The 25,961-nt window shown below is 64.1% G+C and carries 20 protein-coding genes and 1 tRNA gene; 14 read left to right on the top strand and 7 right to left on the bottom strand.

The annotated features are described in order from the left end of the window. The first annotated feature begins 39 nt into the window (after positions 1–39). The 4 genes from IW252_RS02445 (at position 40) to IW252_RS02430 (ending at position 3,610) form a co-directional block, all read left to right on the top strand. Positions 40–1,155: a prephenate dehydrogenase gene (locus IW252_RS02445; protein ID WP_331271405.1), complete on the top strand. Its 1,116-nt coding sequence runs from the start codon at positions 40–42 to the stop codon at positions 1,153–1,155. Continuing rightward, complete coding sequence (cmk, locus tag IW252_RS02440; RefSeq protein ID WP_331271404.1) at positions 1,152–1,817, top strand: (d)CMP kinase; 666 nt, start codon at positions 1,152–1,154, stop codon at positions 1,815–1,817. Before IW252_RS02445 ends, cmk begins: the two co-directional genes overlap by 4 nt. Positions 1,818–1,875: 58 nt before the next feature. Continuing rightward, the gene (gene der, locus IW252_RS02435; protein ID WP_196835115.1) at positions 1,876–3,411 is read left to right on the top strand and encodes a ribosome biogenesis GTPase Der; all 1,536 of its coding nucleotides are present in this window, start codon (positions 1,876–1,878) and stop codon (positions 3,409–3,411) included. A gap of 122 nt (positions 3,412–3,533) precedes the next feature. Further along, positions 3,534–3,610, top strand: a tRNA-Pro gene (locus IW252_RS02430). A gap of 62 nt (positions 3,611–3,672) precedes the next feature. Here the strand turns inward: IW252_RS02430 and IW252_RS02425 are convergent. Continuing rightward, positions 3,673–4,779 carry an AI-2E family transporter gene (locus IW252_RS02425; RefSeq protein WP_196835114.1) on the bottom strand — a complete coding sequence of 369 codons (1,107 nt, stop codon included), beginning with the start codon at positions 4,777–4,779 and terminating at the stop codon, positions 3,673–3,675. Positions 4,780–5,009: 230 nt separating this feature from the next. Between IW252_RS02425 and IW252_RS02420 the strand changes: the two genes are divergently transcribed. From IW252_RS02420 to IW252_RS02405, 4 genes are all read left to right on the top strand, one after another. Next, positions 5,010–5,465, top strand: coding sequence for an FHA domain-containing protein (locus IW252_RS02420; protein WP_196835113.1), 456 nt, complete (start codon positions 5,010–5,012; stop codon positions 5,463–5,465). Positions 5,466–5,488: 23 nt separating this feature from the next. Beyond that, the gene (gene ftsR, locus IW252_RS02415; protein ID WP_331271403.1) at positions 5,489–6,235 is read left to right on the top strand and encodes a transcriptional regulator FtsR; all 747 of its coding nucleotides are present in this window, start codon (positions 5,489–5,491) and stop codon (positions 6,233–6,235) included. A gap of 72 nt (positions 6,236–6,307) precedes the next feature. Next, a complete protein-coding gene (locus IW252_RS02410; protein ID WP_196835112.1) occupies positions 6,308–6,796 on the top strand; it encodes a bifunctional nuclease family protein in 489 nt (162 codons plus the stop codon). Positions 6,797–6,977: 181 nt separating this feature from the next. Then, positions 6,978–7,568: a MerR family transcriptional regulator gene (locus IW252_RS02405; RefSeq protein WP_196835111.1), complete on the top strand. Its 591-nt coding sequence runs from the start codon at positions 6,978–6,980 to the stop codon at positions 7,566–7,568. Positions 7,569–7,683: 115 nt separating this feature from the next. On the opposite strand, the gene IW252_RS02400 is transcribed toward IW252_RS02405, so the two are convergent. Then, a complete protein-coding gene (locus IW252_RS02400; protein WP_196837051.1) occupies positions 7,684–8,520 on the bottom strand; it encodes a ParA family protein in 837 nt (278 codons plus the stop codon). Positions 8,521–8,759: 239 nt separating this feature from the next. On the opposite strand from IW252_RS02400, the gene IW252_RS02395 reads away from it, so the two are divergent. Both IW252_RS02395 and IW252_RS02390 read left to right on the top strand, forming a co-directional pair. Further along, positions 8,760–12,215: a pyruvate carboxylase gene (locus tag IW252_RS02395; protein WP_196837050.1), complete on the top strand. Its 3,456-nt coding sequence runs from the start codon at positions 8,760–8,762 to the stop codon at positions 12,213–12,215. A 131-nt stretch (positions 12,216–12,346) separates the two neighbouring features. Next, positions 12,347–13,606: a MinD/ParA family ATP-binding protein gene (locus tag IW252_RS02390; RefSeq protein WP_196835110.1), complete on the top strand. Its 1,260-nt coding sequence runs from the start codon at positions 12,347–12,349 to the stop codon at positions 13,604–13,606. Positions 13,607–13,707: 101 nt separating this feature from the next. Here IW252_RS02390 and IW252_RS02385 read toward each other — a convergent pair whose 3' ends face one another. After that, positions 13,708–15,510 (bottom strand): AMP-dependent synthetase/ligase, encoded by a 1,803-nt coding sequence (locus IW252_RS02385; RefSeq protein WP_408065758.1) that lies wholly within the window; start codon positions 15,508–15,510, stop codon positions 13,708–13,710. A 69-nt stretch (positions 15,511–15,579) separates the two neighbouring features. Beyond that, positions 15,580–16,368 (bottom strand): alpha/beta hydrolase, encoded by a 789-nt coding sequence (locus tag IW252_RS02380; protein WP_196835108.1) that lies wholly within the window; start codon positions 16,366–16,368, stop codon positions 15,580–15,582. Positions 16,369–16,494: 126 nt separating this feature from the next. Between IW252_RS02380 and IW252_RS02375 the strand changes: the two genes are divergently transcribed. The 3 genes from IW252_RS02375 (at position 16,495) to IW252_RS02365 (ending at position 19,249) form a co-directional block, all read left to right on the top strand. Further along, on the top strand, positions 16,495–17,214 hold the full coding sequence (locus IW252_RS02375; RefSeq protein ID WP_196837049.1) for a lysophospholipid acyltransferase family protein: 720 nt from the start codon (positions 16,495–16,497) through the stop codon (positions 17,212–17,214). 75 nt (positions 17,215–17,289) lie between these two features. Continuing rightward, a complete protein-coding gene (locus IW252_RS02370) occupies positions 17,290–18,687 on the top strand; it encodes a class II 3-deoxy-7-phosphoheptulonate synthase (RefSeq protein WP_408065757.1) in 1,398 nt (465 codons plus the stop codon). A gap of 109 nt (positions 18,688–18,796) precedes the next feature. Beyond that, on the top strand, positions 18,797–19,249 hold the full coding sequence (locus IW252_RS02365; RefSeq protein ID WP_196835106.1) for a hypothetical protein: 453 nt from the start codon (positions 18,797–18,799) through the stop codon (positions 19,247–19,249). Here IW252_RS02365 and IW252_RS02360 read toward each other — a convergent pair. After that, positions 19,223–21,346 (bottom strand): Stk1 family PASTA domain-containing Ser/Thr kinase, encoded by a 2,124-nt coding sequence (locus IW252_RS02360; protein ID WP_331271402.1) that lies wholly within the window; start codon positions 21,344–21,346, stop codon positions 19,223–19,225. The genes IW252_RS02365 and IW252_RS02360 overlap by 27 nt on opposite strands. 129 nt (positions 21,347–21,475) lie before the next feature. Further along, positions 21,476–21,724 carry a WhiB family transcriptional regulator gene (locus tag IW252_RS02355; RefSeq protein WP_102157788.1) on the bottom strand — a complete coding sequence of 83 codons (249 nt, stop codon included), beginning with the start codon at positions 21,722–21,724 and terminating at the stop codon, positions 21,476–21,478. 276 nt (positions 21,725–22,000) lie between these two features. On the opposite strand from IW252_RS02355, the gene IW252_RS02350 reads away from it, so the two are divergent. After that, complete coding sequence (locus tag IW252_RS02350; protein WP_196835105.1) at positions 22,001–22,447, top strand: hypothetical protein; 447 nt, start codon at positions 22,001–22,003, stop codon at positions 22,445–22,447. Here IW252_RS02350 and IW252_RS02345 read toward each other — a convergent pair. Then, the gene (locus IW252_RS02345; protein ID WP_196835104.1) at positions 22,444–24,825 is read right to left on the bottom strand and encodes an ATP-binding protein; all 2,382 of its coding nucleotides are present in this window, start codon (positions 24,823–24,825) and stop codon (positions 22,444–22,446) included. The genes IW252_RS02350 and IW252_RS02345 overlap by 4 nt on opposite strands. Positions 24,826–25,961: the final 1,136 nt, after the last annotated feature.

Genomic DNA, 25,961 nt, shown 5'->3' with positions numbered 1-25,961 from the left:
ACGGCCGGCAGACCGGCCCTCGCCAAGAAGGGAACAAGCGTGTCCGCAGCTCACCATGTGACGGGGCCGGTGTTGGTGATCGGCACGGGCTTGCTCGGCGCGAGCCTCGGCTTGGGGTTGAGCCGGCTCGGCGTCGAGGTGTGGTTGTCAGACCCCTCGCCGACGGCCGCCCGCGTGGCGCAGGACATTGGCGCCGGCACTGTGCTGCAGCAGGGGGAAGAAACGGTTCCTCGCCTCGTCGTCGTCGCCGCCCCACCGGATGTCACCGCCGACGTCGTCGCTGACGCACTGACGCACTACGACGACGCCATTGTGCTCGACATTGCTTCCGTGAAGGGCAGCATCCTGCGTCAATTGCGTCTTCGGTGTGATCGTGGTGAATTGTCGGAGCAGCAGCTGAGCCGGTACGTGGGCGCCCATCCCATGGCAGGACGCGAGAAGTCCGGGCCAGCGGCAGCACGGGGCGAACTCTTCACCGCCATGCCATGGGTCGTGTGCGCCCACGCGACGTCCTCCGCGCGCGCGGTGCGCGCCGCCACGGATGTGGGCATCGACCTCGGGGCCACGATTGTGCGCTTGAGCGCCGAAGAACACGACGCCGCCGTCGCCCTCGTCTCTCACTTCCCGCAAGTGGCGTCGTCCCTGCTCGCATCGCGCCTGATGAACGCGCCCGGGCATGCCCTCGCGCTCGCCGGCAACGGACTGCGGGACACCACGCGCATCGCCGCGAGTGACCCCAAGCTGTGGATCCAGATCCTGAGCCACAATTCCGGCGAACTGGTCAAGATCTTGTACGGATTGCGGGAGGACCTGAACCGGCTCATCGGCACGCTGGAGGACCCGCACGCCGAGGGGGCTCTGTTGGACCTTGCTGAACTGATGAGCGAGGGCAATGCGGGCCACGCGCGCATTCCGGGCAAACACGGTGCTCCGCCGCAGGCTTTCTCCGTCGTCACGGTGATCGTCGATGACCGTCCGGGGCAGATCGCGGAATTGCTCACCGCAGTCGGCTCGGCAGGTGTGAATATCGAGGATCTGCGGATGGAGCATTCGTCGGGGCATGACGTCGGCATGGTGGAGATTTCCGTGTTGCCGGGCCGAAGCGCCGAGTTGATGGAATTCTTGACCGAACGTGAGTGGAAGGTAGTTCAGTGACCGTAACGGATGCAGCCCTGGTGGTGGCGATTGATGGCCCGTCGGGCTCCGGCAAGTCCTCGGTAGCCAAGGAAGCGGCGCGACGGCTCGGTGCCGCCTACCTCGATACCGGTGCCATGTACCGCGCCGTCACGTGGCACTGCCTTGATGCGGGAACGGATCTCGACGATGCCGACGCCGTCGCCCAGGCAGTGCGCGCGGCCGAGTTGGAGATCAGTACTGATCCGAGCCTCGAGCGGGTGAGGATCCACGGGACGGATGTCACGGAGACGATCCGGTTACCGTTCGTCTCCGAGGCCGTTTCGGCCGTTGCCACCAATCTCGACGTGCGCGAGGAGATGGTACGACGTCAACGCGCACTCATCGCGGCGCAGCCGCGCATCGTTGCCGAGGGCCGGGACATCACGACGGTGGTGGCCCCAGACGCGAAGACGCGGATTTTGCTCACGGCCTCCGAAGAGGCGCGACTGCGTCGGCGGGGGATTCAGTTGGGGGAAGCGGATGCCGCGGCGCTCCAGCGTCAGGTCATCGAACGCGATGCCAAAGATTCCACCGTCTCCAACTTCACGCGTGCCTCCGATGGGGTGATCACCCTTGACTCGTCCGATCTGACCTTTGAGCAAACGGTGCAGGCCGTGCTCACGTTGGTCGACGAGGGGTAGCAACGACTACACTGGAGCGATTGACCACGGCCTGCCAGAAACGAAGGAACGAGTAACGATGACTGATGCCGCCTACCCGGGCGAGGACGAGGAATACCTGCCCGCGGGTGAGGACCAAGTCGCCGAGCGTTTCGCGCAGATCTCCGACGAGGACGCTGAGGCCCGGATGGCCTCGCTGCGCGCCGGCCTCGACGATTACGATCTCGACGAGGATGACGCCGCCCTGCTCGCCGCTCTCTCCGAGGACGGCTTCGTGGAGGACGACGACGAGATTCCGCCGGTGGTGGCGATCATCGGGCGTCCGAACGTCGGCAAGTCGACCTTGGTGAACCGCATCATTGGGCGCCGCGAAGCCGTCGTCGAGGACGTTCCCGGCGTGACACGCGATCGAGTCTCGTACCAGGCCGAATGGGAGGGGCGCCCCTTTACGCTCGTCGATACCGGCGGGTGGGAGCACGACGCGAAGGGCATTCATGCCCGCGTGGCTGAACAGGCGGAAATCGCCGCGGATCTGGCCGATGCAGTCATCTTCGTCGTCGACGCGATGGTGGGTGCCACCGCGACCGACGAATCTGTGGTCAAGATGCTCCGTCGCATCCAGAAACCCGTGTTCCTGGTGGCCAACAAGATCGACGATTTCAATCAAGAGGCCGAGGCACACGCCCTCTGGAGCCTCGGGTTCGGACAGCCTTATCCCGTGTCCGCGCTGCATGGGCGAGGCACGGCCGATTTGCTCGATGATCTGTTGAAGAAGCTGCCGGAGCACTCCGCACATGGGGGACTGGTTCCGCGCGGCGGACCACGCCGGGTGGCTCTTATCGGGCGCCCCAACGTGGGGAAGTCGTCGCTGCTGAACAAGCTGGCTGGCTCAGAACGCGTGGTGGTAGACAATTTTGCCGGCACCACCCGCGACCCGGTGGACGAGCTCGTGGAACTGGGCGGGCGCACCTGGCGTTTCGTCGATACCGCAGGAATCCGGCGCCGCCAGCACATGGCGCACGGGTCGGACTACTACGCCTCCCTCCGGACACAGAGTGCCCTCGATAAAGCGGAGGTCGCCGTCGTCCTGTTGGCCGTCGATGAGGTGCTCTCCGAACAGGATGTCCGCATCTTGCAGATGACGATCGACTCTGGTCGTGCCCTGGTGTTGGCTTTCAATAAGTGGGACACCTTGGACGACGAGCGTCGTTACTACTTGGAGCGGGAAATCGAGCGGGATCTGGCGCACGTCCACTGGGCCCCGCGGGTCAACCTGTCCGCCAAGACCGGCTGGCACAAGGACAAGCTGGTGCCCGCTCTGTCGACAGCGCTGGAGTCATGGGACACTCGCATCCCCACCGGCAAGCTCAACGCCTTCTTGGGTGAGCTCGTGGCCGCGCATCCGCATCCGGTGCGCGGTGGTAAGCAGCCGCGGATTCTCTTTGCGACGCAGGCGTCCTCGCGGCCGCCTCGATTCGTGTTGTTCACGACGGGCTTCCTGGATCAGGGCTACCGCCGGTTCATTACCCGCCGCCTCCGCGAGACGTTCGGGTTCGCGGGCACCCCGATTGAGATCGGGATGCGTGTCCGGGAGAAGCGCAGCAAGCGGCGCTAGGGTGATCCGCCACGCGCTCACCGCGTTCGATGCGCGTTCCGGGCGGGTGATGGGGTAGAGTGTTTGAGGAGCTTTTCGCAGACGGTACCTCGGCCCGACCGGGGAGAACGCTGCGAAAACTTCGGGCTGTGGCGCAGCTTGGTAGCGCACATCACTGGGGGTGATGGGGTCGCAGGTTCAAATCCTGTCAGCCCGACCACCAGGGCCCGGCGAGTTCAACTCGCCGGGCCCTTTTGTGTTTAAACGGGGTGATCCTCGTTGCTAGACCTTGGCGTCCTGGCGGGGGATGATGACCTGCTTGAGGATGAGTAGCAGTCCTGCAGTCACGGGGATGGCGACGAGGGCGCCCAGCAATCCCAAGAGTGTTCCACCGACCAGGGCCCCGATGACCACGAGGGAACCTGGCACGGAAACGGTCTTGTTCATCACGCGTGGAGTGAGAACGTAGGCCTCGACCTGCATGTACACCACGTAGGCCAAGGCGAATATCAGGGCATCGACCGGGCTGGAGAAGAGGGCCACGAGGGAGCCGATGCCCCAGAACAGGACGGGTCCGATCAGCGGGATCAGCGTGATGCAGAAGGCCACGACGCCCATGAGCTGGGGGAACGGCAGGCCCAAGATGAGGTGCATGACAAACGTAAAGCACGCATTGAGCAGCGCGAGGATGACCATTCCGGAGAGGTAGCTGCCGACGGAGGCTGTGATCTCATCCGAAATCGAACCGACCAGTTGCCTGTTGCGTGCGGGGACGAATCGCAACAGGGACGTCTTCATGACGGGCAGTGAGGCGAGGAAGTAGAGGCCCAGCACGATGACGATGACCGCCCCGGAAATCCCGGTGGCCACGGTGGACCCAACCTGCAGGACGCCCCCACCGATCGCGGCGATATTTCCCGGATCCGTGACGAAGAGTTGTGCATCGGCGATGAGCGAGCCTGCCTGGTCGCCGAACGTCTCCTGGACCCAGCCGAAAAACGACGATTCCTGAAAATCAGCGACGAGGGTGGGAGCCGAACGGATGAACTGGGCAATTTGGCCTACGACAGTGGGGACGATCAGGAGAAGTACCCCGCCGATGACAGTCAAAAATCCGAGGCAGACGATCACAATGGCCCGCGTCCTACTCAGCGCGCCCCGGGATAGCCGCACCACGAGTGGATCGAGGCCCAAGGCAATGAACAAGGCCAGCGCAATGTAGACCAGTATGGTCGAGAGGTTGTCGATGGCCGCACCTAAGGCGAAGGCCAAGAGCCCTCCGAGGGTGACGAAGAAGCCGAGACTAAACGGTTGTCGCACCATGGTTTCGGAGAGCGCTGACCGCGTCGGCCGTGCCGTTGACTCTGTCTTTTCTTGCCCGGTGTCCATGAGACACACTGTAACCGCACAGGGCGGTATCCCGGCAGGGACAGAAGGTGAAGTCTCGGGAACGAGTATTTCTTGCTCATCATTGGCGAATAATTCCCTGTGAGGAGTGCACTCGGTGATAACAACATGATTAACTTGGGCTAGGCTGGATGGACTGAAGCTCGGCGGTGACGCCGGGAGAGTTCCGGCGCTGAGCTGTGGTTATACCGTGTGACTGAGGAGGAGACGCCATGAGCGCTCATGATGGGGAGAAGACGCCGACGCAGGCCCCCGCCGAGCTGGCGACCGAGACAACGAACATCAGTTTGCCTCCCAGCCCGGACAGCGGCGCGGTGGATCATACGCTGTCCGACGAGGAACGTGAGGCAGTCGCCGCGCTGCCCGCCGGGTCGGCGCTATTGATTGCTCATTCAGGGCCAAATCGCGGGGCGCGTTTCCTGCTCGACGAAGACCTGACCACTGCAGGACGCCACCCCGAGGCAGATATTTTCTTGGACGATGTCACGGTCTCGCGACGGCACGCGGAGTTTCGGCGCGCCCAGAACGGGTTTCAAGTGGTCGACGCCGGCAGCCTGAACGGCACTTACGTCAATCATGACCGGGTTGATGCTGTGATCTTGCGGCAAGGGGCTGAAGTCCAGATCGGAAAGTTCCGGTTGACCTTCTACGCCGGCTCGCACGCCTAGTTTCGATCCAAGGACTGTCCACAGTGGTTTCATCCGCACATGCACGTCAGCCATCCGCTGCCGGCGGTCCGGCGCGCCCTCAGGTCTTGAATATTGGGGAGGTGCTGTCCGAGCTGCAGGAGGATTTCCCGCAAGTCAGTGCCTCGAAGATCCGTTTTCTTGAGGAAAAGGGACTGGTTACGCCCCAGCGCACGGCTGCCGGTTACCGGAAGTACACGCCGGGGGACATTGATCGGCTGAGATTTATTTTGGCCCTGCAGCGGGACCAGTACTTACCGTTGAAGGTCATCAAGGATTACCTTGACGCCGTGGATCGGGGCGAACGCCCCGAGCAGTTGCCCGGCGGGATCACGCTGGCTCCTCGGAGCGTCGGGGAGCAGTTGGCCCAAGAACTGGCCGGGCGAACGCGTCACTTGACGCGGGCGGAGATGATCGGCGTGACAGGGGCCGATGGCGGATTGATCGACGAACTCGTGGCGTATGGCCTCATCGCTGCGGACGACGACCGTTTCGATGAGCACAACGTGCGCGTTGTTTCGGCGGCGGTCAAACTGGCAGGGTTCGGGATCGAACCGCGCCACCTGCGCGCCTTCCGTACGGCAGCCGACCGCGAGGTCGGCCTCGTTGAGCGCGCCATCGCCCCCGTGAGCTCACGCAAGGAAGTGTCATCGCGGGCCCAGGCCGCAGAATCCGCACGGGAAATGAGCGAGGCGTGCCTGACGCTGCATAGCGCTCTCGTGCAGGGTGCGCTTTCGCGACTCGACCACTAGGCTGAAACGGGCAGGTCACCGAGCCGCTGTCCCGCAGAGGCCACCATTGGCTCGGGTGAGGCGGGGAGTCGGATGATCGAGATAGACGTCGTAGGAGTTCGAATTGAGCTGCCCTCCAATCAGCCGCTGATCCTCCTGAAGGAGCGTGACGGTGAGCGGCATCTGCCGATTTGGATTGGTGCTCCGGAGGCTTCCGCTATTGCGATGTCCCTGCAGGCGATTTCCACGCCGCGGCCCATGACACACGACACGATGGTGGCCCTGCTTGAGGCCTCTGGTGTCGCTGTTGTTGAAGTCAAGATCGTTGACGTACAAGAGGCCGTTTTCTTCGCTCGCATCGTCCTGTCGAATGGAGCCGAAGTCGATTCTCGCGCGTCCGACGCCGTCGCGCTCGCCTTGCGCACCCAGGCCCCCCTGCGCTGCGGCGAAGACGTCCTCGAGGAAGCCGGCGTCCTCATTGGCGAGGCTGACGACGGCGAGAGCGCAGCGCGCAAGGAGGACCAGGTCCGCGAATTTCGGGAGTTTTTGGCGGATATCGAACCTGAGGACTTTGAGCGGTAACCGCGACACGCCCTCAAGTTAAACTTGAAGGTCATTGACCGGACCCCCCGCACCCCGTAGCGTCAGAGCCAAGGTTCTCATTGCCTCGAGTGATGACTTGTCGGCACAATGGATGGAGGCGTCCATGTGGCAGTGTCCCTCGAGCACTTCCCCACGGGGAGCCATGACAAGGAGGGTTCACGTGAGTCCGACCAGCGATCACCGCACCGGTCCGCGCAGTGATGCTGCGGCTGTCCGCCATGCACAGGGCTTGCTGTTCACGGAAGATCTGCCGCATCTCGATGAAGACGCCGGTTACCGCGGTCCCATCGTCTGCAAGGCAGCTGGTATCACCTACCGCCAGCTCGACTATTGGGCGCGCACTGGGTTGGTTGAGCCAGCGGTCCGTGGAGCCCATGGCTCCGGCAGCCAACGGCTCTACAGCTTCCGTGACATTCTGGTGCTCAAGGTCGTCAAGCGCCTGCTTGACACCGGCGTTTCCCTGCAACAGATTCGGTCCGCGGTGGGTCACTTGCGCGAACGCGGCGTTGAGGATTTGGCTCAGATCACGCTGATGTCCGACGGTGCGTCCGTCTACGAGTGCACGTCAGCCGATGAAGTCATCGACCTGGTTCAGGGCGGACAGGGCGTGTTCGGAATCGCGGTGGGTCGCGTCTGGCGCGAGGTCGAAGGCAGCCTCTCCGAACTGCCCAGTGAGTCCGCGGAAAGCCACGACTTCCCTGAGGACGAACTGAGCCGGCGCCGCGAGGCCAAAAAGCGGACGGCGAGCTAAGAGGTCACAAACGACGACGGCGCCAACACCACGGTGGTGTTGGCGCCGTCGTCGTTAACTTCACAACGCGGTCGTGCCAGCCACTAGGGGGGCACCCTCAGCGTTTCGCGCGAAACTACGCCGTCGTGGATGCTGCCGGGACGCCGCGCGTGCGCGGGCGCTTCTGCTGCGTGCCCAGCAGGCTGGCGAGTAACTGATCGAAGTGCTGAGCCGTCTGCTTGGCCGCCTCGCCTGGCCACTGGTGCACTGCATATGCTGCACCTTGGATCTGCTGCCAGTCAGGCTGCTCTGGCAGGACCGGGTTCATCAAGTGCGAGCTGAACATTCGGCGCATTTCGGACAGACGGAAGCGTTGTTCGGTCGAAGACTCGCGGAAGCGATTGGCCACGACTCGGGTGGAATTCAAAGGGGTGGTGAATTCATTCTTGAACATGTCGATGGCACGCATGGTGCGCTCCGTGCCCGCGACGGAAAAAAGGCTGGGCTCTGCGACGAGGACGGCTTGGTGGCTGGCGGTCCACGCCTGCCGGGTCAGGCCGTTGAGGGATGGCGGGCAGTCGATGAGCACGAGATCGTATTTGGACGTCTTGTCCAGCAGTTGCTTCAGGCGGCGCAAGTCACGGGGGCGTAGATCCGGGCGGTCGTAGACCGTGCCGTAAGAGCCCCCGACGGCTACATCGAGGACGGCCGCGTCGCGTTCGGAACGCGAGGCCCATGGGCTGGGCTGAACGTTGGCTTCGAGGTCGCCGCGGCGGCCAGCCTTGAGTTGGCGCCCGATCTCCTGTTGGGGGTGAGTCAGGGCGACGCCAAGGCCCGTACTGGCGTCGGCATGTGGGTCCAGATCGACGACAAGCGTCGGCGTGCCGGCGGAGAGTGCGGCAGAGGCTAACCCGAGCGTGACGGAGGTCTTACCCACTCCGCCCTTGAGACTGCTAATACCCACAACCTGCACGGAACTGACCACATCCCCTTCTGTGTATTGCCTTCCGGCGTGCTCACCCCAGTCATCATACGTTGCGAGAGGCCACGCGCCCCAACATGGCTCGGTGACAAATAGATTCAATATGACGGCAGGTTTTCTGCTGGTGGGCCCCGCCCTATAGCGTGGATCACACGTCGGACACAACGGTGTGTCCCGGCGCCACAACGAAACCCGTTGAGACGCCGCCGACCAAGGCATTCAGGAGCATGATGTTCAAGAAGGTTCTCGTCGCGAACCGTGGCGAAATCGCTATCCGAGCTTTTCGCGCCGGATACGAACTGGGCGCAAAGACCGTGGCCGTCTACCCGCATGAGGATCGTGGGTCGATTCACCGGCAGAAGGCCGACGAGGCCTACGAAATTGGCGAGCAGGGACATCCTGTGCGCGCCTATCTGGACGTGGACGAGGTCATCCGCGTCGCGACTGAGTCCGGCGTCGATGCGATCTATCCCGGCTACGGGTTCATGTCGGAAAATCCCGATCTGGCGCGCGCCGCGCGCGACGCGGGGATTGCCTTCGTCGGGCCGCCACCCGAGGTGCTCGAACTGGCCGGAAACAAGGTTGAGGCCTTGCGTGCCGCGCGGAAGGCGGGCATCCCCGTCCTCGCGTCGTCCGAACCAAGCCGCGATGAAGAGTATCTCCTAGCCGAGGCCGATCGGATCGGTTTCCCAGTCTTCGTCAAAGCCGTCGCTGGTGGCGGCGGCCGCGGTATGCGCCGCGTCGATCGTCGGGAGGATTTGCCAGAGTCATTGGGCGCTGCCATGCGCGAGGCCGAAACGGCGTTCGGTGATTCCACGGTGTTCTTGGAGCAGGCTGTCTTGCGGCCGCGACATATCGAGGTGCAGATCCTGGCCGATGGCCAGGGGAATGTGGTGCACCTGTTTGAGCGTGACTGCTCGTTGCAGCGCCGGCACCAGAAGGTCATTGAGATGGCGCCCGCACCGAACCTCGACGAGGGGACTCGCCAGGCGTTGTATGCCGACGCGGTGAAGTTCGCGAAGGCTCTGGGGTACCAAAACGCGGGCACGGTCGAGTTCCTCGTGGACACGGTGGGCGAACGGGCTGGGCAGCACGTATTCATCGAGATGAACCCTCGGATTCAGGTCGAGCACACCGTGACGGAAGAAATCACGGACATCGATTTGGTCTCCTCGCAGCTACGGATCGCCGCCGGGGAGACGCTCGAGGATCTGCAGATCCGTCAAGAAGATCTGCGGATCCGCGGTGCCGCGATGCAGTGCCGAATCACGACGGAAGACCCGGCGAATGGGTTCCGCCCGGACGTGGGGACGATCAGCGTGTACCGCTCGGCCGGTGGATCCGGGGTGCGGTTGGATGGCGGGACGATTTACACCGGGGCGGAAGTCTCCCCGCATTTCGACTCCATGCTGGTCAAGCTCACCTGCCGTGGCCGGGACTATCCGATGGCGGTTCGGCGCGCCCGGCGTGCTCTGGCCGAGTTCCGCATTCGCGGCGTGGCGACCAACATCCCGTTCTTGATGAACGTCCTCGACGATCCACAGTTTATTGCGGGCGACGTGGCGACGGATTTCATTGACTCACGCCCGGATTTGCTCGAAGGCAACCGGTCCCAGGACCGGGGTACCAAGGCCCTGACGTACTTGGCTGACGTGACGGTGAACCAGCCGAATGGCCCGCGGATCGATGGCATCGACCCCCGGTCTAAGCTGCCGTACTACCCAGGTGACAAGTCGGAACAGCCGGTGCGGAGCCCGTTCGATGGCCCGGCGCCCGGACTCACCCCGCCGTCGGGCTGGCGGCAGGTGCTCCTAGAGAAGGGCCCGGAGGGTTTCGCCGCGCAGCTGCGGGCGCAGTCTGCCGTTGGGGTGACGGACACCACGTTCCGCGACGCGCACCAATCGCTCTTGGCGACCCGGGTGCGGACGCGGGACCTGCTGGCTGCGGCCCCGGCAATGGCGCACAATTTGCCGCAGCTATTTTCGATGGAAGTGTGGGGCGGTGCGACTTACGACGTCGCGCTGCGCTTCTTGGGCGAGGACCCGTGGAAACGTCTGGAACTGCTGCGCGCGGAACTGCCAAACATCCCCCTGCAGATGCTGTTGCGCGGCCGCAATACGGTGGGCTACACCCCGTATCCGACGGAAGTGACGGATGCCTTCGTCGAGGAGGCTGCGGCCACCGGGATTGATATTTTCCGCATCTTCGACGCGCTCAACGATGTCGATCAGATGGCCCCGGCCATCGCCGCGGTACGTAAGACCGGCACCGCCGTCGCAGAGGTGGCGCTGTGCTACACCGGAAACCTGCTGGATCCCGCCGAGGATCTGTACACGCTGGACTACTACCTCAATCTCGCTCAACGCATCGTGGACGCGGGAGCCCATATTCTCGCGATCAAGGACATGGCTGGACTGCTGCGACCAGCCGCTGCGGAGCAGCTGGTCACGGCATTGCGCGAGCGCTTCGAAGTGCCCGTGCACTTGCATACGCACGACACCGCTGGTGGTCAGTTGGCCACTATCATGGCGGCAGTAAATGCCGGGGTCGACGCCGTGGACGTCGCGAGCGCCTCGATGGCCGGCACGACGAGCCAACCATCGATGTCGGCCTTGATCGCGGCGCTGGCGCACACGGAGCGTGACACCGGGATCGAGGTTGACGCCGCGGCCGCCATGGAACCCTACTGGGAGGCCGTGCGTGCCATGTACGCGCCGTTCGAGTCCGGGCTGCCCGGACCCACAGGGCGTGTCTACCGACACGAAATCCCGGGCGGTCAGTTGTCCAACCTGCGCCAACAGGCCATTGCTTTGGGGCTCGGCGAGCGGTTCGAAGCGATCGAGGACATGTACACGGCCGCGAACGCGATCCTTGGCCGCTTGGTCAAGGTCACGCCGTCGTCCAAGGTCGTGGGAGACCTCGCCCTGCAGCTCGTCGGCGCAGGCGTGGACCCCGCGGATTTTGAGGCAAATCCCAAGGCTTATGACATACCGGACTCGGTGATTGGGTTCCTCGCCGGGGAACTCGGAGACCCACCGGGAGGCTGGCCTGAGCCGTTCCGGTCGAAGGCTCTCGACGGCCGGCAGGTCAAGATCCGCGTCGAGTCCCTAGACCGCGAGGATCGCGATGCGTTGCGGGCCGACTCGCAGACGCGTCGAAACACGTTGAACCGGCTGCTCTTCCCGGGTCCAACCCGTGATTTCGAGAAGACTCGTGCCGACTTTGGTGACGTCTCCGTCCTGCACAGTCGGGACTACCTCTACGGGCTGCAGGCGGGCCATGAGCACGTCATTAGTTTGGGCAAGGGCGTGCGGCTACTGGCCACGCTGCAGGCCATCAGTGATCCGGACGAGAAGGGCATGCGCACGGTGATGTGCACGCTGAACGGCCAGATGCGCCAGATCGTCGTCCGCGACCGGTCGGTGGAATCGACCGTCGCGGTGGCTGAGAAGGCGGATCCCCACCAGCCGAATCATGTTGCTGCGCCGTTCGCTGGGGCCGTGACCACTCTGGTTCAGGTGGGAGACGTCGTCGAGGTGGGGGATACGGTCGCCACCATCGAGGCCATGAAAATGGAAGCGGCGATCACCACCTCGCAGGCAGGCCGAGTTGCCCGCCTGGCCATCTCCGGCACGGCTCAGGTCGACGGCGGGGACCTGCTGATCGTTCTGGAGGCCACCTCCTAGGTAGTGCTGACGACGACGGCGGCGGTGAGGAACCCGACAGGGTCTTCACCGCCGCCGTTTTCTGTGGTGGGTTAGGGTGAGTGCTGAATGTGCCGCTGGACGCCCGCGGACCCAAGAAGTGAGAGGGCCACATGACTGAGCAGCCGAAGAACTCGCGCCCGGAGGATTCATCGACGTCTTCCTCCGCGGATGCCTCGCAGAACCACTCCTCCGAGGCGGCAGATGCACCGAACGAGGAACCTACGACGGTGGAAGAGAACCCCGTGGATGGCGACCCGCGGCAGGGCGAGCTGCCAGACGAGCGTGGGCAGGCCCTGCGGGAAGACCCGTTGGAGCAGGTGCTGAACGAGGCCATGCGTGCCACAGCCGAGGATGCAACGCGCTTTCCCGCGAGAGAACAGTCGGGCGAGTTGGATCGCCCCTCGGCGGATCAAGGGGACGAGGCGGCGGCCTCCGCCAGCGTCCCCGAGCGCGCCGATTCCTTAACCGCCGATCGGCTGATCCCTCCGCGCGAGAAGAGTCCGGAAAGTGGCTGGCGCCGTTGGCTCTATCAAGCGACGCTGGGACGCGTGAACGTCGGGGACTCGGATGCGGTCCGCATGCGGCGCATGCGGGAGACCAAAATTAAGGGACCGCTCGAGGGCGGGACCAAGTTCATCACCGTGCTCTCGCGGAAGGGCGGCGTGGGTAAAACCACTGCGACGACCCTGCTGGGGATGGCCTTGGCAGAAGTACGGGAGGACCGCGTAGCAGCCCTCGACGCGAACCCGGACCGGGGAACGCTCAGCGATCGGTCACCAGGTACCGCGCGCTTTACCGGCCGCCAGCTCGTGCAGAACCGGTATCTCGTGGATTCCTTCGCCAAGATTTCCCAGTACGCCGCACGGAAGGGGTCGCGCCTACACGTGCTGGCCTCTGACACGGACCCGCACGTCGCGGAAGCGTTCGACGATTCGGATTACCGTGTAGTGACGGATCTGATGAGCAAGTTCTACTCGATCGTCCTCACCGACTCGGGCACTGGCATGGTGCACTCGGTGATGCGGGGGTCGCTGGAGAAATCAGACCTCGTGGTGTTGGTGTCCGGAGCGAGCGTGGATGAGGCACGCTTAGCCTCAGAAACCCTGTCGTGGCTCGAGGCCCATGGGCGCAAGGATCTGGCGCAGCAGGCCATTGTAGTGATCAACCAGTCGGCTGGACTCAGCCGCGGCGTCAAGGTGGACGAGATCGAAGCGCACTTCACAAGCCGCGTCGACTCGGTGGTTCGATTGCCGTACGACCCGCATTTGGCCGAGGGATCTGAGGTGGCCTTGGACCGCCTGCGCCCGGCGACGCGTGAGGCGGTCATGGAGCTGGCCGCCTTGGTGGTGGATCAGCTGCGCGGAGCCTAGCGGCGTACCCGAGCCCGCAGGACCACACAGTACAGCGGAGGGACGGGCCATCGCCTTGAGCTGATGGCCCGTCCCTCCTGTGTCCTGCACTCGTGAGGTGACTAGGACGTCGCCTGCCCGTAGATGTCGTCGACTACGCCCGCGAAGTCTTTCAGGACCTGCGCCCGCTTGATTTTCATCGACGGGGTGAGGTGACCGGACGCTTCCGTGAAGTCCGACGGAACAATGCGGAATTCCTTGATGGCTTCTGCCTGAGAGACGTGGCTGTTGGCCTGGTCCACAATGCTCTGGATCTCCTCCTTTAGCTGTGGCAACTGGGCCGCCTGTTCAACTGTTTGGGCCTCGAGGTGATGACGCTGGAGCCATCCGGGCAGGGCTTCCTCGTCAATCGTCACGAGCGCGGCGATAAAGGGCTTCTGGTCGCCGACCACCACGCACTGAGACACGATCGCGTGGGAGCGGATGCTGTCCTCGAGCTGAGCGGGAATCACGTTCTTCCCACCAGCGGTCACCAGAATTTCCTTCTTCCGGCCGGTGATCTTGAGGTAGCCGTGGTCATCCAGCTCACCAATGTCACCCGTATGGAACCAGCCGTCACGGATGGCGTCTTCAGTCAGATCATCGCGCTGATAGTAGCCGCGCATGACGCACACGCCCTGGGCCAAGATCTCACCGTCATCAGCGATGCGTACGGAGTTGCCCGGCAGGGGCGGGCCAACGGTGCCAACCTTGTTCAACTGCGGGGTGTTCACCGTAATGGGCGCCGTCGTTTCCGTCAGGCCGTACCCTTCGAGAATCGTGACGCCGAGTCCTCGGAAAAAGTGCCCTAGACGCGATCCCAGCGGGGCGCCACCCGAGACGGCGTGGGTCACTTTGCCACCCATCGCAGCACGAATCTTGCTGTAGAGCAGCTTGTCGAACACCTTGTGTTTGACGTTGAGGAAGAAGGACGGGCCGCCGGTCTCTTGGGCTTCAGACCAGGCAATGGCCGTGGCGGCCGCGGCATGGAAGATCTTTCCCTTGCCGGCATCTTCAGCCTTGAGCATCGAGTTGTTGTAGACCTTCTCAAAGACGCGGGGGACCGCGAGGAGGAACGTGGGCTGATAGCTTTGGAGGTCCTCCAAGAGGTTCTTCACATCGGCCGTGTGCCCCACTCGGGTGCCCGCCGCCACGCTCAAGACGGCGATGAAACGGGCGAAGACATGCGCCAGCGGGAGAAACATAATGGTGGACGAGCCGGGATACACCACCGAATTCAGCGATGCGACGGCGTTCTCGGCCAGCTCCACAAAGTTGGCGTGGGTTAGCTCGCAGCCTTTAGGCCGGCCGGTGGTACCGGAGGTGTAAATAATGGTGGCGAGGGAGTCGAGCGTGAGCGAGGAACGGCGTGCCTCGAGGTCCTCGTCGCTGACCTCGGCGCCGAGCTGCCGCAGCTCGTCCAAACCGTCGTCGTCGAACTGCCAGACGTCGGCAATGGCCAGCTGCTCCTGTTGCGCTGCCTGGCGGACCACGTTCTCGTGGCGTCCGGCCTCGACAAAAGCGGCGTGGGCTTCGGAATCGCCCAAGATCCAGGCCACCTGAGACGGCGAGGACGTTTCATAGACCGGAACGGAGACGCAACCAGCGAACCAAATGGCGAAGTCGACGAGGGTCCACTCGTAGCGGGTCCGGGACATGATGCCGATGCGGTCTCCCGCGTTGAGGCCGCTGGCCATGAGCCCCTTGGCGATACGGCGCGCGTCGGCCGCAAACTCCTGCGCGCTGATATCTGTCCAGGTGCCGTCAGCCGATGGCACGGAGAACAACGCGAGGTTCTCCGGGTTTGCCTCCTGACGCAACACAAAATCGGTGGCGTTGGTTTCCTTCGGGCTGACGATCAGCGGGGCGACGCTCTTCTCGTGCACGAGACCCTCCCAGTTCATTGTTGTTGCGTCGATCATACGCGGTAATCAGTGGCGTGGCTCACAGTGTACTCAAGAGTAACTTACAGGCTGGCCTGCGATCTCCGGGGCAGAAAGGTTGGCGAAGAAGCGCAGCGTTTCGGTGGTGATCCGGTCGGCATCGAAATCGAGCGTGGCCACGTGGTAGCTCTGTTCCAAGTAATACACGCGCCGCCGCGCCGGATCCGTTCCGACGCGCTTCCAAAGGGTCTCCAGGCTCGAGTCGGGAACGACGTGGTCCGTGGTGGATCGGAAGGCCACCAGCGGAGCGTTGACGCGGGGCAGCACGGTGCGGACATGACGGAAGAGGGCGCCCAGCTGGGCCACAGCGGCGACGGGGGTGCGCGAGTATGCATGCTCGTCCTGGCCAGGCCGCGCAATGTCGTTGGCGATCGCAGCGACGGTGGGTACGGCATATTTCAGGACTGGGGCCAAGTGGGCAGTGGGGTCAGCGAAGGTCAACGCCGGATTCGCGAGGGCCAGCCCCGCAGGCTGCCGTGCAGCCGCAACTTCCAACGCCAGTGCGCCACCCATGGAGAGGCCGCAGACGAACACGCGCCGGTGGTTTCGCTGGAGCCGGTCGTAGGCCGCCACTGCGGCATCCCGCCAGGCCGTCCACGGCGTGGCGGCCAGGTTCTCCCAGCGGGTGCCGTGGCCAGGGAGGAGGGGGAGCTCGACGGCGTAGCCAGCGCTCAACAAGTCCTCGGCCCAACCGCGCACGCTGGCTGGGGAGGATGTAAAGCCGTGAAGGACCACGACGGCGTCGCGCGCGCCGGAGGGGCTGACCGCGAGGGGCGAGAGTGGATCGTTGGGAAGGTCCATCACGAGGGCTCCAAACTGGGCGACCACGCACGTGAGGTGCGCTTAAGCCTAGAGTAGAGCTTAAACGGCATCGAGCCGACCTCGTAGGGGAGAAGGTCTGGCTTTTCTAACGTGGAAGGCAAACACGTGTTTTATTGGGTGATGAAACGGCTCTTGATTGCGCCGTTGGTCAAGATTCTCTTTCGGCCATGGGTGAAGGGCCTTGAGAACATCCCCACGTCGGGCGGCGCGATTCTCGCCAGCAATCATCTGTCGGTGTCCGACTCCATCTTCTTACCCGTCGAGGTCGACCGCCCAGTGGTGTTCTTGGCCAAAAGTGAATACTTCACGGGCCAAGGGCTCAAAGGGAAGATCACTGCCGCGTTCTTCCGCCTGACGAATCAACTCCCCATGGATCGCTCCGGCGGACCCGCTTCGGCGAAGTCGCTCGGTGCGGGGGAGAAGGCGCTGTTGGACGGGAAATTGCTGGGCATCTACCCAGAGGGCACGCGAAGCCCGGATGGGAAGCTGTACCGAGGAAAACTCGGCGTCGCCAAACTGGCGCTCTCCACGGGGGTGCCGGTCATCCCCGTGGCGATGATCGGTACGGACAAGGTGCAACCCATCGGCAAGACGGTCCCCAATATTCGGCGCGTCGGCATGATCATTGGGGAGCCGCTGGACTTTTCCCGGTATGCCGGGCTGGAGGACGATCGCTACGTTCAGCGATCGGTGACCGACGAGATCATGTACGCGATCATGCGTTTGTCCGGTCAAGAGTACGCGGACCTCTACGCTGCGTCGGTGAAGAACCAACGGCAGACGCCGCCCGAGGCTACCGACGGCGGCGCCTCTGGCCCGGAGTGATATCCAACCGTCACCGGTGCCCATATTACGGACCCGGCTGGGGGAGGACGCCCGCAGAGCTTTACGCTGGTGTGCGTGAGTCACGTAGGAAACGCATCCGCGCCGTTGACGGCGCCCATCCCTGGCCCTGCAACCGATCCTGGGCTTGACGCCTGGCGCGAGCTGCCCATCAAGCAGCAGCCCGACTGGTCCGGGACCGCTGAGCAGCAGCAGGCCGTCTCCGAGCTTTCCGCCTTGCCCCCGTTGGTCTTCGCTGGCGAGGTGGACATCCTGCGCGCACGCCTCGCCGAGGCCGCCAAGGGGCGCGCCTTCCTGCTCCAAGGTGGGGATTGCGCGGAGACTTTTGAAGGTGCCACGGCAGACAAGATCAGCGCACGCGTCAAGACCATCCTGCAGATGTCGGTGGTTCTGACCTACGGCGCTTCCATGCCCGTCATCAAGATGGGGCGGATGGCCGGCCAGTTTGCCAAGCCACGCTCGTCGAACATGGAAACGCGCGACGGCGTGACGTTGCCCGCGTTCCGCGGCGAAATCGTCAATGGGTATGACTTCACCGAAGAGTCCCGCCGGCACGACCCGGCGCGCATGGTGCAGGCCTATCACACCTCAGCGTCCACGCTGAACCTGATCCGGGCCTTCACGCAAGGCGGTTTCGCCGACCTGCGAGCGGTGCATCAGTGGAACCAAGGTTTCCGGGCCAACCCGGCGTACAAGGAATATGAGTCCTTGGCCGCTGAGATCGACCGGGCGGTGCGTTTCATGTCCGCGTGCGGCGCCGATTTCGAGGCCCTGAAGCGGACCGAATTCTTCGCGGCCCACGAAGCCCTGCTGCTCGATTACGAACGCGCGCTGACCCGCACGGATTCGCGCACGGGGTTGCCGTACGACACCTCCGGTCACTTCCTTTGGATTGGCGAGCGTACACGCGATCTCGACGGTGCCCACGTGGACTTCTTGTCCCGGGTCCATAACCCGATCGGGGTCAAGCTCGGCCCCACCACCACGCCTGATGATGCTCTCGCCCTGATCGACAAGCTCGACCCGAATCGTGAGCCGGGCCGCTTGACCTTCATCTCCCGCATGGGGGCGAAGAACATTCGGGAGAAGCTGCCGCAGTTGGTGGAGAAGGTGGCCGCGTCCGGTGCCGAGGTCGTGTGGGTCACGGACCCCATGCACGGCAACACGGTGACCAGCGCTAATGGGTACAAAACCCGGCGCTTCGATGACGTGATGGATGAGGTTCGGGGTTTCTTCGAGGTCCATGACTCGCTCGGCACGGTGGCCGGCGGCCTCCACGTGGAGATGACGGGCGACGACGTCGCTGAGTGCCTCGGCGGCGCTGATCCTATTCGCGAGGACCAGTTCGATGACCTCTACGAGTCACTCTGCGACCCGCGGCTCAACCATCGTCAGTCTTTGGAGATGGCCTTCCTCGTCTCTGGCGCGCTCGCGGATCGGGGCCCGCGCGGCTGAACCGTCCCGCGACGCCGAGGTGGCGGCGGGGACGACGGCGGTGGGCGGCCCCAAGGTGGGCGCCCACCGCCGTCGTTTTGCCACGGTACGGGTGGATAGGGTGAGGGGCATGTACACACACGTGGACTACCTGACTCCAATGGTGCAACTGGGTGCGGCTGTTGTCGGACTGTTGGTCGCGGTTCCGCTGCTGGTCCACGTGTTGCTGCGTTGGCGGCGGTACCGTCGTGATTCCCGCGGGCTGCGCACGTATCAGCGGCGGGCCAGCTTGTGGACCCAAGCGGGGGTTGGCGCCGCGGCATTGGTGTTAGCCCTGGTGATGGTGGCCAGCGGGCTGGTGGGTCTGCAACGGGCCGACGAGGCCATGATCGCCAATATTCATCGGGCGTTCCCTGAGGTGCGCAGCGTTGAGTCCTATTCGTGGACCGGCGCGGACGCGCTGGTCGACCTCGTCATGGACGATGGGCGGCGGTACCTGGGAGTGCGCGTGTCGCAGCAATCTTCGGGCGAACCGCAGTTCGATCTGAACGGCCCGTCAGACGACGCCGATGGTGACTGTTGAGCCCTCGGGCAGCAGTTCACCGCGGCCAGGATCTTGGGTGGCCACTGTATTGAAGATGATGCCAAAGGTGCCCTCGGTGACCTCGACGACGAATCCGGCCTCCTCGAGAAGGCGCTTGGCTTCCTCAAGCTGCCGGCCGGTCACGCGCGGTACCTCGACCATGCGCGGTCCGAGGGAGACCGTGTAGCTGACGGTTCCCCCGCGTTCCACCTGACCGCTCGAGGGCGATTGGGCGATGATGAGGCCCTCGGCAACCTCGGTGCTGTGCTCCTCGCCGGCGACCTCGCCGGTCAGACCCAGCGAGGTGAGTTGATTCTCCGCGTCTTCCGCCGATAGGCCCGTGACATCGGGGACATCGACCGGCGCGGGCCCCGCGGAGAGCACCACGTCGATTTCCGTTCCTCGACGCAATTCCTCGTCTGGCGCGGGATCTTGGGACACGACCTCGCCTGCCGGGACCGACTCGTTGTAGTCCTCGGTCGTCTCCCCAAGGGTCAACTGGGCCTCAGCCACCTCCGATTCGGCCGCATCCAAGGTCAGGCCGCGCAGGTTGGGCACGGAGAAGAGTTCGGGTCCGCGGGAGACGAGGAGTTCGACCCCCTGGAAGCGTCGAATCGTGGTGTTGGCTTCCGGGTCGGTGCCGACCACGTAGCCAGCTGCCATGTCGTCGTCGTAGATGGGAGACGAGGCGGCGGCAACACCGAGCTCGTCCAGCCGAGCCGTCGCATCTTCGGCCGATTCGCCGTGCAAGGCCGGGATGGTGACGCTGGCCCCGGGACCCATGCCGAAGAACCAACCGGCCGTGCCCAGGAGTGCCGCGAGGAGAAAGACGAGTCCGGCCCACAGCCAGCCTTTCCGGCGCGGGTTCTTCTCCAAAGACTCGAGGGGGACCTGAGCGTCTTTTTTCCACTGCTTGTGGTCGCGCTTGGCCTTTTTCCGTGCTTGACGCGGGGTGAGTGCGGCGCCGGCTGCGGCCGCGGGCAGGGCCTCGGCGGGCGTCGCCGGTTGGTCGTCGAACCGGCGGGACTCACCTGAGCTCGCGTTAGTGGGCGTTGCCAAGGCCTGCGTCTCGGCGAGTCCAGGGGAGATCACGCTGGTGGCTGCGGCGTCGGGGGAAATCACCTCGGTCGCGCCAGGTACCACTTCGGTCGCGCTGTGGATCTGCTCGTCAGGATCCGTGCCGTGGTCGAGAGTGACCGGACCGCTCGGCAGGGGGGTCGTGTAGTCCTCGCTCGCCCCGTAATCAAGCTCTTTCTCCGTGAGCTCGCCGGCAATGTGCCGCAACTCGCCGAGGAGGGCTTCGGCGTCATGCGGCCGGTTCTCTGGATCTTTGGAGGTGCACCATTCCACGAGCTCGTCTAAGTCGCGCGCTAGGCCTGGGAGCACCTCGGATGGGGGAGGAACAGCATCTTGGACGTGCTTGAAGGCGATGTTGATGGGCATGTCCGCCGTGAACGGCTGCTTGCCGGTCAAGAGTTCGTAGAGCATGATGCCGATGGCGTAGATGTCGCTGCGCGCGTCGGCCGGCTCTCCCTTGACCAACTCCGGAGAGATATAGGCCACGGTGCCCACCAGCGTTGACGACGCGGTGTGGTTGCTCGCCGCCCGTGCGAGGCCAAAGTCGGCCACCTTGATGCGCCCATCGGGGGCGAGGAGGACGTTTTCCGGCTTCATGTCCCGGTGGACCAAGCCGGCGGCGTGCGCTGCCGCTAAGCCATCGACGATTGCGTCCATTAATTGCAGTGCATGGCGCGGCGTCAAGCGACCGTGCTGCGCGAGGACATCGCGCAGGGTCTTGCCCGGGACATATTCCATGACGAGGTAGGCATACTCGCCATCGACCCCTTGGTCGAGGACGTTGACGATGTGGAAGTGGGAGAGTTTGGCTGCATTAATGGCCTCATCCTCAAAACGGGCCACCACTTTGGGGTCTTGGGCCAAGTGAGGATAGAGCACTTTGAGGGCGACTTTGCGGTGCAGGCGCTGATCGAGAGCGAGGTAGACCGTGGACATGCCGCCGCGAGCCAGTCGGGACTCCACCCGATACCGGCCGTCAATCGTCACCCCATAAAGGGGGTCCTTTCCCTGCACTGCCACTCCTCGATCCTAGCGAGACTCCCGGTGCTCTTGCCGGACCAACGCGGCTGATCGTGGACCGCAGCCGTCTCCGGATAGACAACGAGGAGCCGGCCATCGGCCAGCTCCTCGGACTTAAGTGTTGCGCGCCTAGGACGCGCGGCGGGCGCGAGCGGCGCGGCGCTTGAGTGCGCGGCGCTCGTCCTCGCTCATGCCGCCCCACACGCCGGCATCTTGGCCGGACTCAATGGCCCACTGGAGGCACGTGTCAATCACTTCACACGTCCGGCACACGCTCTTGGCCTCTTCGATCTGGAGCAGGGCTGGGCCGGTGTTCCCGACGGGGAAGAATAGCTCCGGGTCCTTCTCTAGGCAGGCTGCGCGACTACGCCAATCCATGCTCGATGATGCTCCTTGGTCTGGGTGAAAGATGGGGGCGAGCTGCCCGCTGTGGTGGGTTCGGGTAGCTTGCGAGCGGCGTTGGACCTTCAGGCACAAGCGGCCGATTTCCCAACGCCGAGAATCAAGGGTTTCACGTTACGTATACGTAAACAAGGGTGTAACAGGAGAAAATGGCGCGACCCGATGAGGTCTTCATCACAACCATGGCATATGATGCCCGCCGTGCGGAAGAGGGCCGCGCCAACGTCCGGGGGTGTCGATAAGCTGGTGCGTATGAGTGAGTCCCCGGTTTCACGCGCACACGACGACGGTGCGGTCGCCCCGCGCAAGAGCCCGGCCGTGTGGCTGGTTTCCTTGGTGCTATTAGTGGAAGCTGTCGCGGCGCTGGGTATCGCGTTGGTGTGGGGGCTGCAGCTCATGGCCCCGGGGCCAGTGGGTATGGCCGGGCGCCTGTTCCTCCTGGCTTTGGTTGCCGGGGCCGGAATCGCGCAACTCTGGGTGGCCTTGAGCTTCTGGCGGGGGTACGCGTGGACTAGAGCGGCCATCGTGGTGTGGCAGATTTTTCAGATCATCCTCGCCATTCCCGTCACCTCGCCGGACGGAACCAACGCCACCCGGGCTGTGGCCTGGGCCGTGGTGGCCGTTGCCGCCCTAGGAATCATCGCCCTCTTTAGTCCGGCCGTCCGGCAGCACCTCGCCGCCACGGAGGCCCGAAGCTAGCCAACTCCGTGCACGGCTTCTTCTGGCGCCCAGGCCTGAGCCCACGTGAGCTCTCCGTCGATGATGGTGAGCGCTCGACCGGGAGGGGCTGGCGTCGTTGGCGCGACGCGCCATCCCCAAAAATCTCCGTCGTGTGGCGAACGAGCCCCCAAGAGTATTCCGGTTCCCGACTGCCGTGCGGCCTGCGCGAGCGGTAATCGGGCAAACAATTGAGCAGAGGGGCGTGCGGTCATGACGACGGTCGTCCCCTGGGAGCACCATGATTCGAGGCGGGAACGGCACTCCCCAGTGAGTTGATCAGCGTCGTCTACAAGGACCGTTGCCGGACGGTCTGAGACATGTTCGTGACCAGTCCAGATGAGCGAGTCCGGCAATTGCTGGTGAATCTGCTGGAGCAGCGTTGTCTTGCCGCTGCCCGAATGGCCCAGAATCAGATTGATTTGCTCACCGTTCCAGTGCCACGGACGGTGATCGGGAGACGCGATGCCCACGTGAGGGCGAGAGGTCGGTCCGCCGTGAATCGGGGCTCTGACGAACGAAGGAAGGGGAATGCACCGCGACATCGGCTGCGTCGGCTCGGGGTAGACGTCGCCGTGTTGGATCAGCTCTTCGTCGCCGAGGAGCTGGGCTGTCAGACCCAGTGGATCCGTCTCTGGTCCGGTATACGCGCACCTTAATGGTACGGGGCGCGTGGGCGTGAGACGCGGCCAACTCATGGTGGTTTCGGGGCCCAATCCAACACTGTTGTAGAGCCGATGCTCGGCGAGGGGAAAGAATCGAGACGACGTTAAGTCCCGATCTCCGGCTGCGATGACTGCGAGCCCCCGAGATTCCGCCGTGCGGGCCAATAGCGCCAGAAGCTCCTCGCAGCGAGCGTACTCGGGAGGCGAGAGCGCGCCCGCCCACTCGGCCAGTCCTGTCACAATGAGGAGGCGGGGCACCTGGCTTGCGGTGTTATTCAGTACGTCGAACAGGGTCAGCAATCGGCTCGGTTCGGCGGGTGTGGCCCACCCGGCCAAGCGGGGGATCGGGGTTGCCTCTTCCGTGATGCCGGCCAACCAGCCGGCACCGTCAGCTAGATAGACGTGGTGCTCTTGCTTCAGAGAGCAGGCCCCAAGCGCCACGCGGCGCACGAACTGTGCGTAGTTCGCAAGGGGTCCGCCGATGAGTGCCAGGCGGGGCATGGTGGCGCATGACCACAACAACGGGCTATGGCGCTGACGACTGACGTCATCGAGGAGCCCCAAGGCAAGGTGTGTTTGGCCCGGCGCATCAGTGGCTTGAAGCGAGCGCAAGTGGCTGCGGCTTAGGGCGTGTAAGGAATCGGGCAAGGCAGGGCTGAAGAGCTGTGGCCTCGGCCCGGCTGGCGGTTCCTGACGTGGCGGAAGGCTGATGGGCGCAGGCTCGGCGTGCACCTCAATCGAACGCGCGGTGGAGGATGTGAGCTCCGCGATGGTCCATGGCGCCGCAGCGACTGCACTCGAGGCGGCCTGAAATTCTTGCGGCTCTCGCCCGCCGCGGCGGATGATGCCGCGCCCGGGAGTTTCCGCTGAGATGAGAGCCGGTTCATCAGTGCCGACGAGATCTTGGGCATCGAAGGCGCTCTGGAGCCGCAGGCACAGCGTGGTGTTGATATTGGCTCGGATATCTTGAGTGATGATGCCCTGGGGACGCTGGGTGGCCAGCAGGAGATGCATCCCCAGTGAGCGACCGACAGCGGCGATGCGCAGGAGCTCCGTCAGGGCTTCGGGTAGTTCTTCGGCAAGAACCCGGAACTCGTCGACGGCGATGACAAGTCGTGGCATGGGCTCTGAGGGCGAGGTGGCCTCGGCACACCGGAGCCGGTAGTCGGTAAAGTCGGACGCTTCTAGCGTGGATAGAACGTGTTCGCGTCGTCGGACTTCGTATCTCAAGCAAGCCAACATGCGCTGTGCGGACTCGTGCGTCAGGTCAGTCACGAAGGCCTGCGCGTGCGGGCCGCCCGAGAAGGGGCTCAGGGTTGCTCCGCCCTTGAAATCCACGAGGAAGAGGCCGAGTTCATGGGGTGCGTAGGCATCTGTCAGGCCGGTGAGGATGGTCTTCAGCAGTTCCGACTTGCCTGAACCGGTGGTTCCTGCGATCAGAAGGTGTGGACCGTCAGCGACGAGGTCGACGTCGAGCTGCCCGTCACGTGTCAGCCCGACGGTGCACGTGAGACCATGCTGGGCGGATTCCGTCCATGGTGGGTTTTGGCGCGTCAGGGGAAGGGAAGCGGGGAGCCGACGCCGGTGTCCCGGCCGACGCCGACGTGTGGACAAATGCTTGGCGAGGCGGCGCGCTGTCTCTCTCGTCGCCCCATCGAGAAAGAGTTCATCCGGGTGATCTGGTGAGGCTTCCACCTCCTCTGGCGCTGAGATGAGCTTCCACGTGGAGTGAGTGGCATCAGAACAGTCCATCGCTAGGCGTACCGAGTCCCGCCCTGGAGGGCGATCATGGCGGCGAGAGCAAACGTGAACCACCAAGAGATGGGGGTCGAATTCAGGGTCCGGGACCGAGCCTCCAAGCAGCACTCCTGGAACGGTCAAGAATTCAGGCGGGAGGTTAAGCTCCTCGTCAAGGACGACCGTCACTGAGCCCTCGGCGGCCAAGTTCAAAAGGCGGATCAGTATCGCCCATGAAGCAGCGCCCGTGCATTCGGCGTGGAGTCCGGCGCGTAGTGTGATGACTGCAGGCCCGGTCAGACGGGGTGCCACACTGCTGTTTTTGCTTGCATGATGTATGAGTGGTGTGGTGATGCGGCCCATGCCCAGACGCAGAGGTTGTTCGAGCGCCGGCGGAACAGCTTCTCGATCCGCGTGCTCCGTTTCAGGCGTTTGGGCAGGTTGCCGTAGGTCTAATCCCAGCTGACCCAACGTGGGGCACACGTTATCCAAGCGTAAAGCGTGCTCGGTGGACAGCCGCCGGAGCTCGGCTGCGAATCGGCGCTGGTCCCGCAGGTGGTCGATTCCTTGTACGCCCCCCGTGAGCAGGCCCAACGCGCTGAATGCTAGGAAAAACCAATAGCCGGTCATGAGCGCCAGCACACATCCGAGAACGACGGGCGCAGCGGCGCCGAGTAACAGGAGCCACGGCCGTTGGCGGGGAGGCGGAGGACCAGGATCGAGCGGCTGAGGGGGCCAGCGCTGGTGTGGCGCCGTCGTGGCGTTGCTCCTCGGGGCGACTTCTTGGAGCGCAAAGCTCGAGGATCCGAGTGTGAATCGGTCCCCGACGTGCAAGGTGCGGTGAGTGCCGTCAGTCCCTACTAAGCGGACGCCTTGTGCGTCAGATTCAATGCGCGCATGGTGTCGAGAAAGTGCAGGGTCTAAAAGGTCCAAGGTTCCCTCGCCGCGTCCAATGCTGATGGTCGCCCTGTCTAAAGTCAGGCTGCGACCGGCATCGGGGCCCGACTCAACCGTCAACCAGAGTCGCGGCAAGCCGAGCGGGAGGGCTGTTTGACGCACCGGCGAGACATGAATCGCGCGGTCTAGTGAGACGG

The organism is Zhihengliuella flava (assembly GCF_015751895.1).
GTDB classification, from domain to species: domain Bacteria; phylum Actinomycetota; class Actinomycetes; order Actinomycetales; family Micrococcaceae; genus Zhihengliuella; species Zhihengliuella flava.
This window is presented reverse-complemented; position numbering and strand designations above follow the sequence as displayed.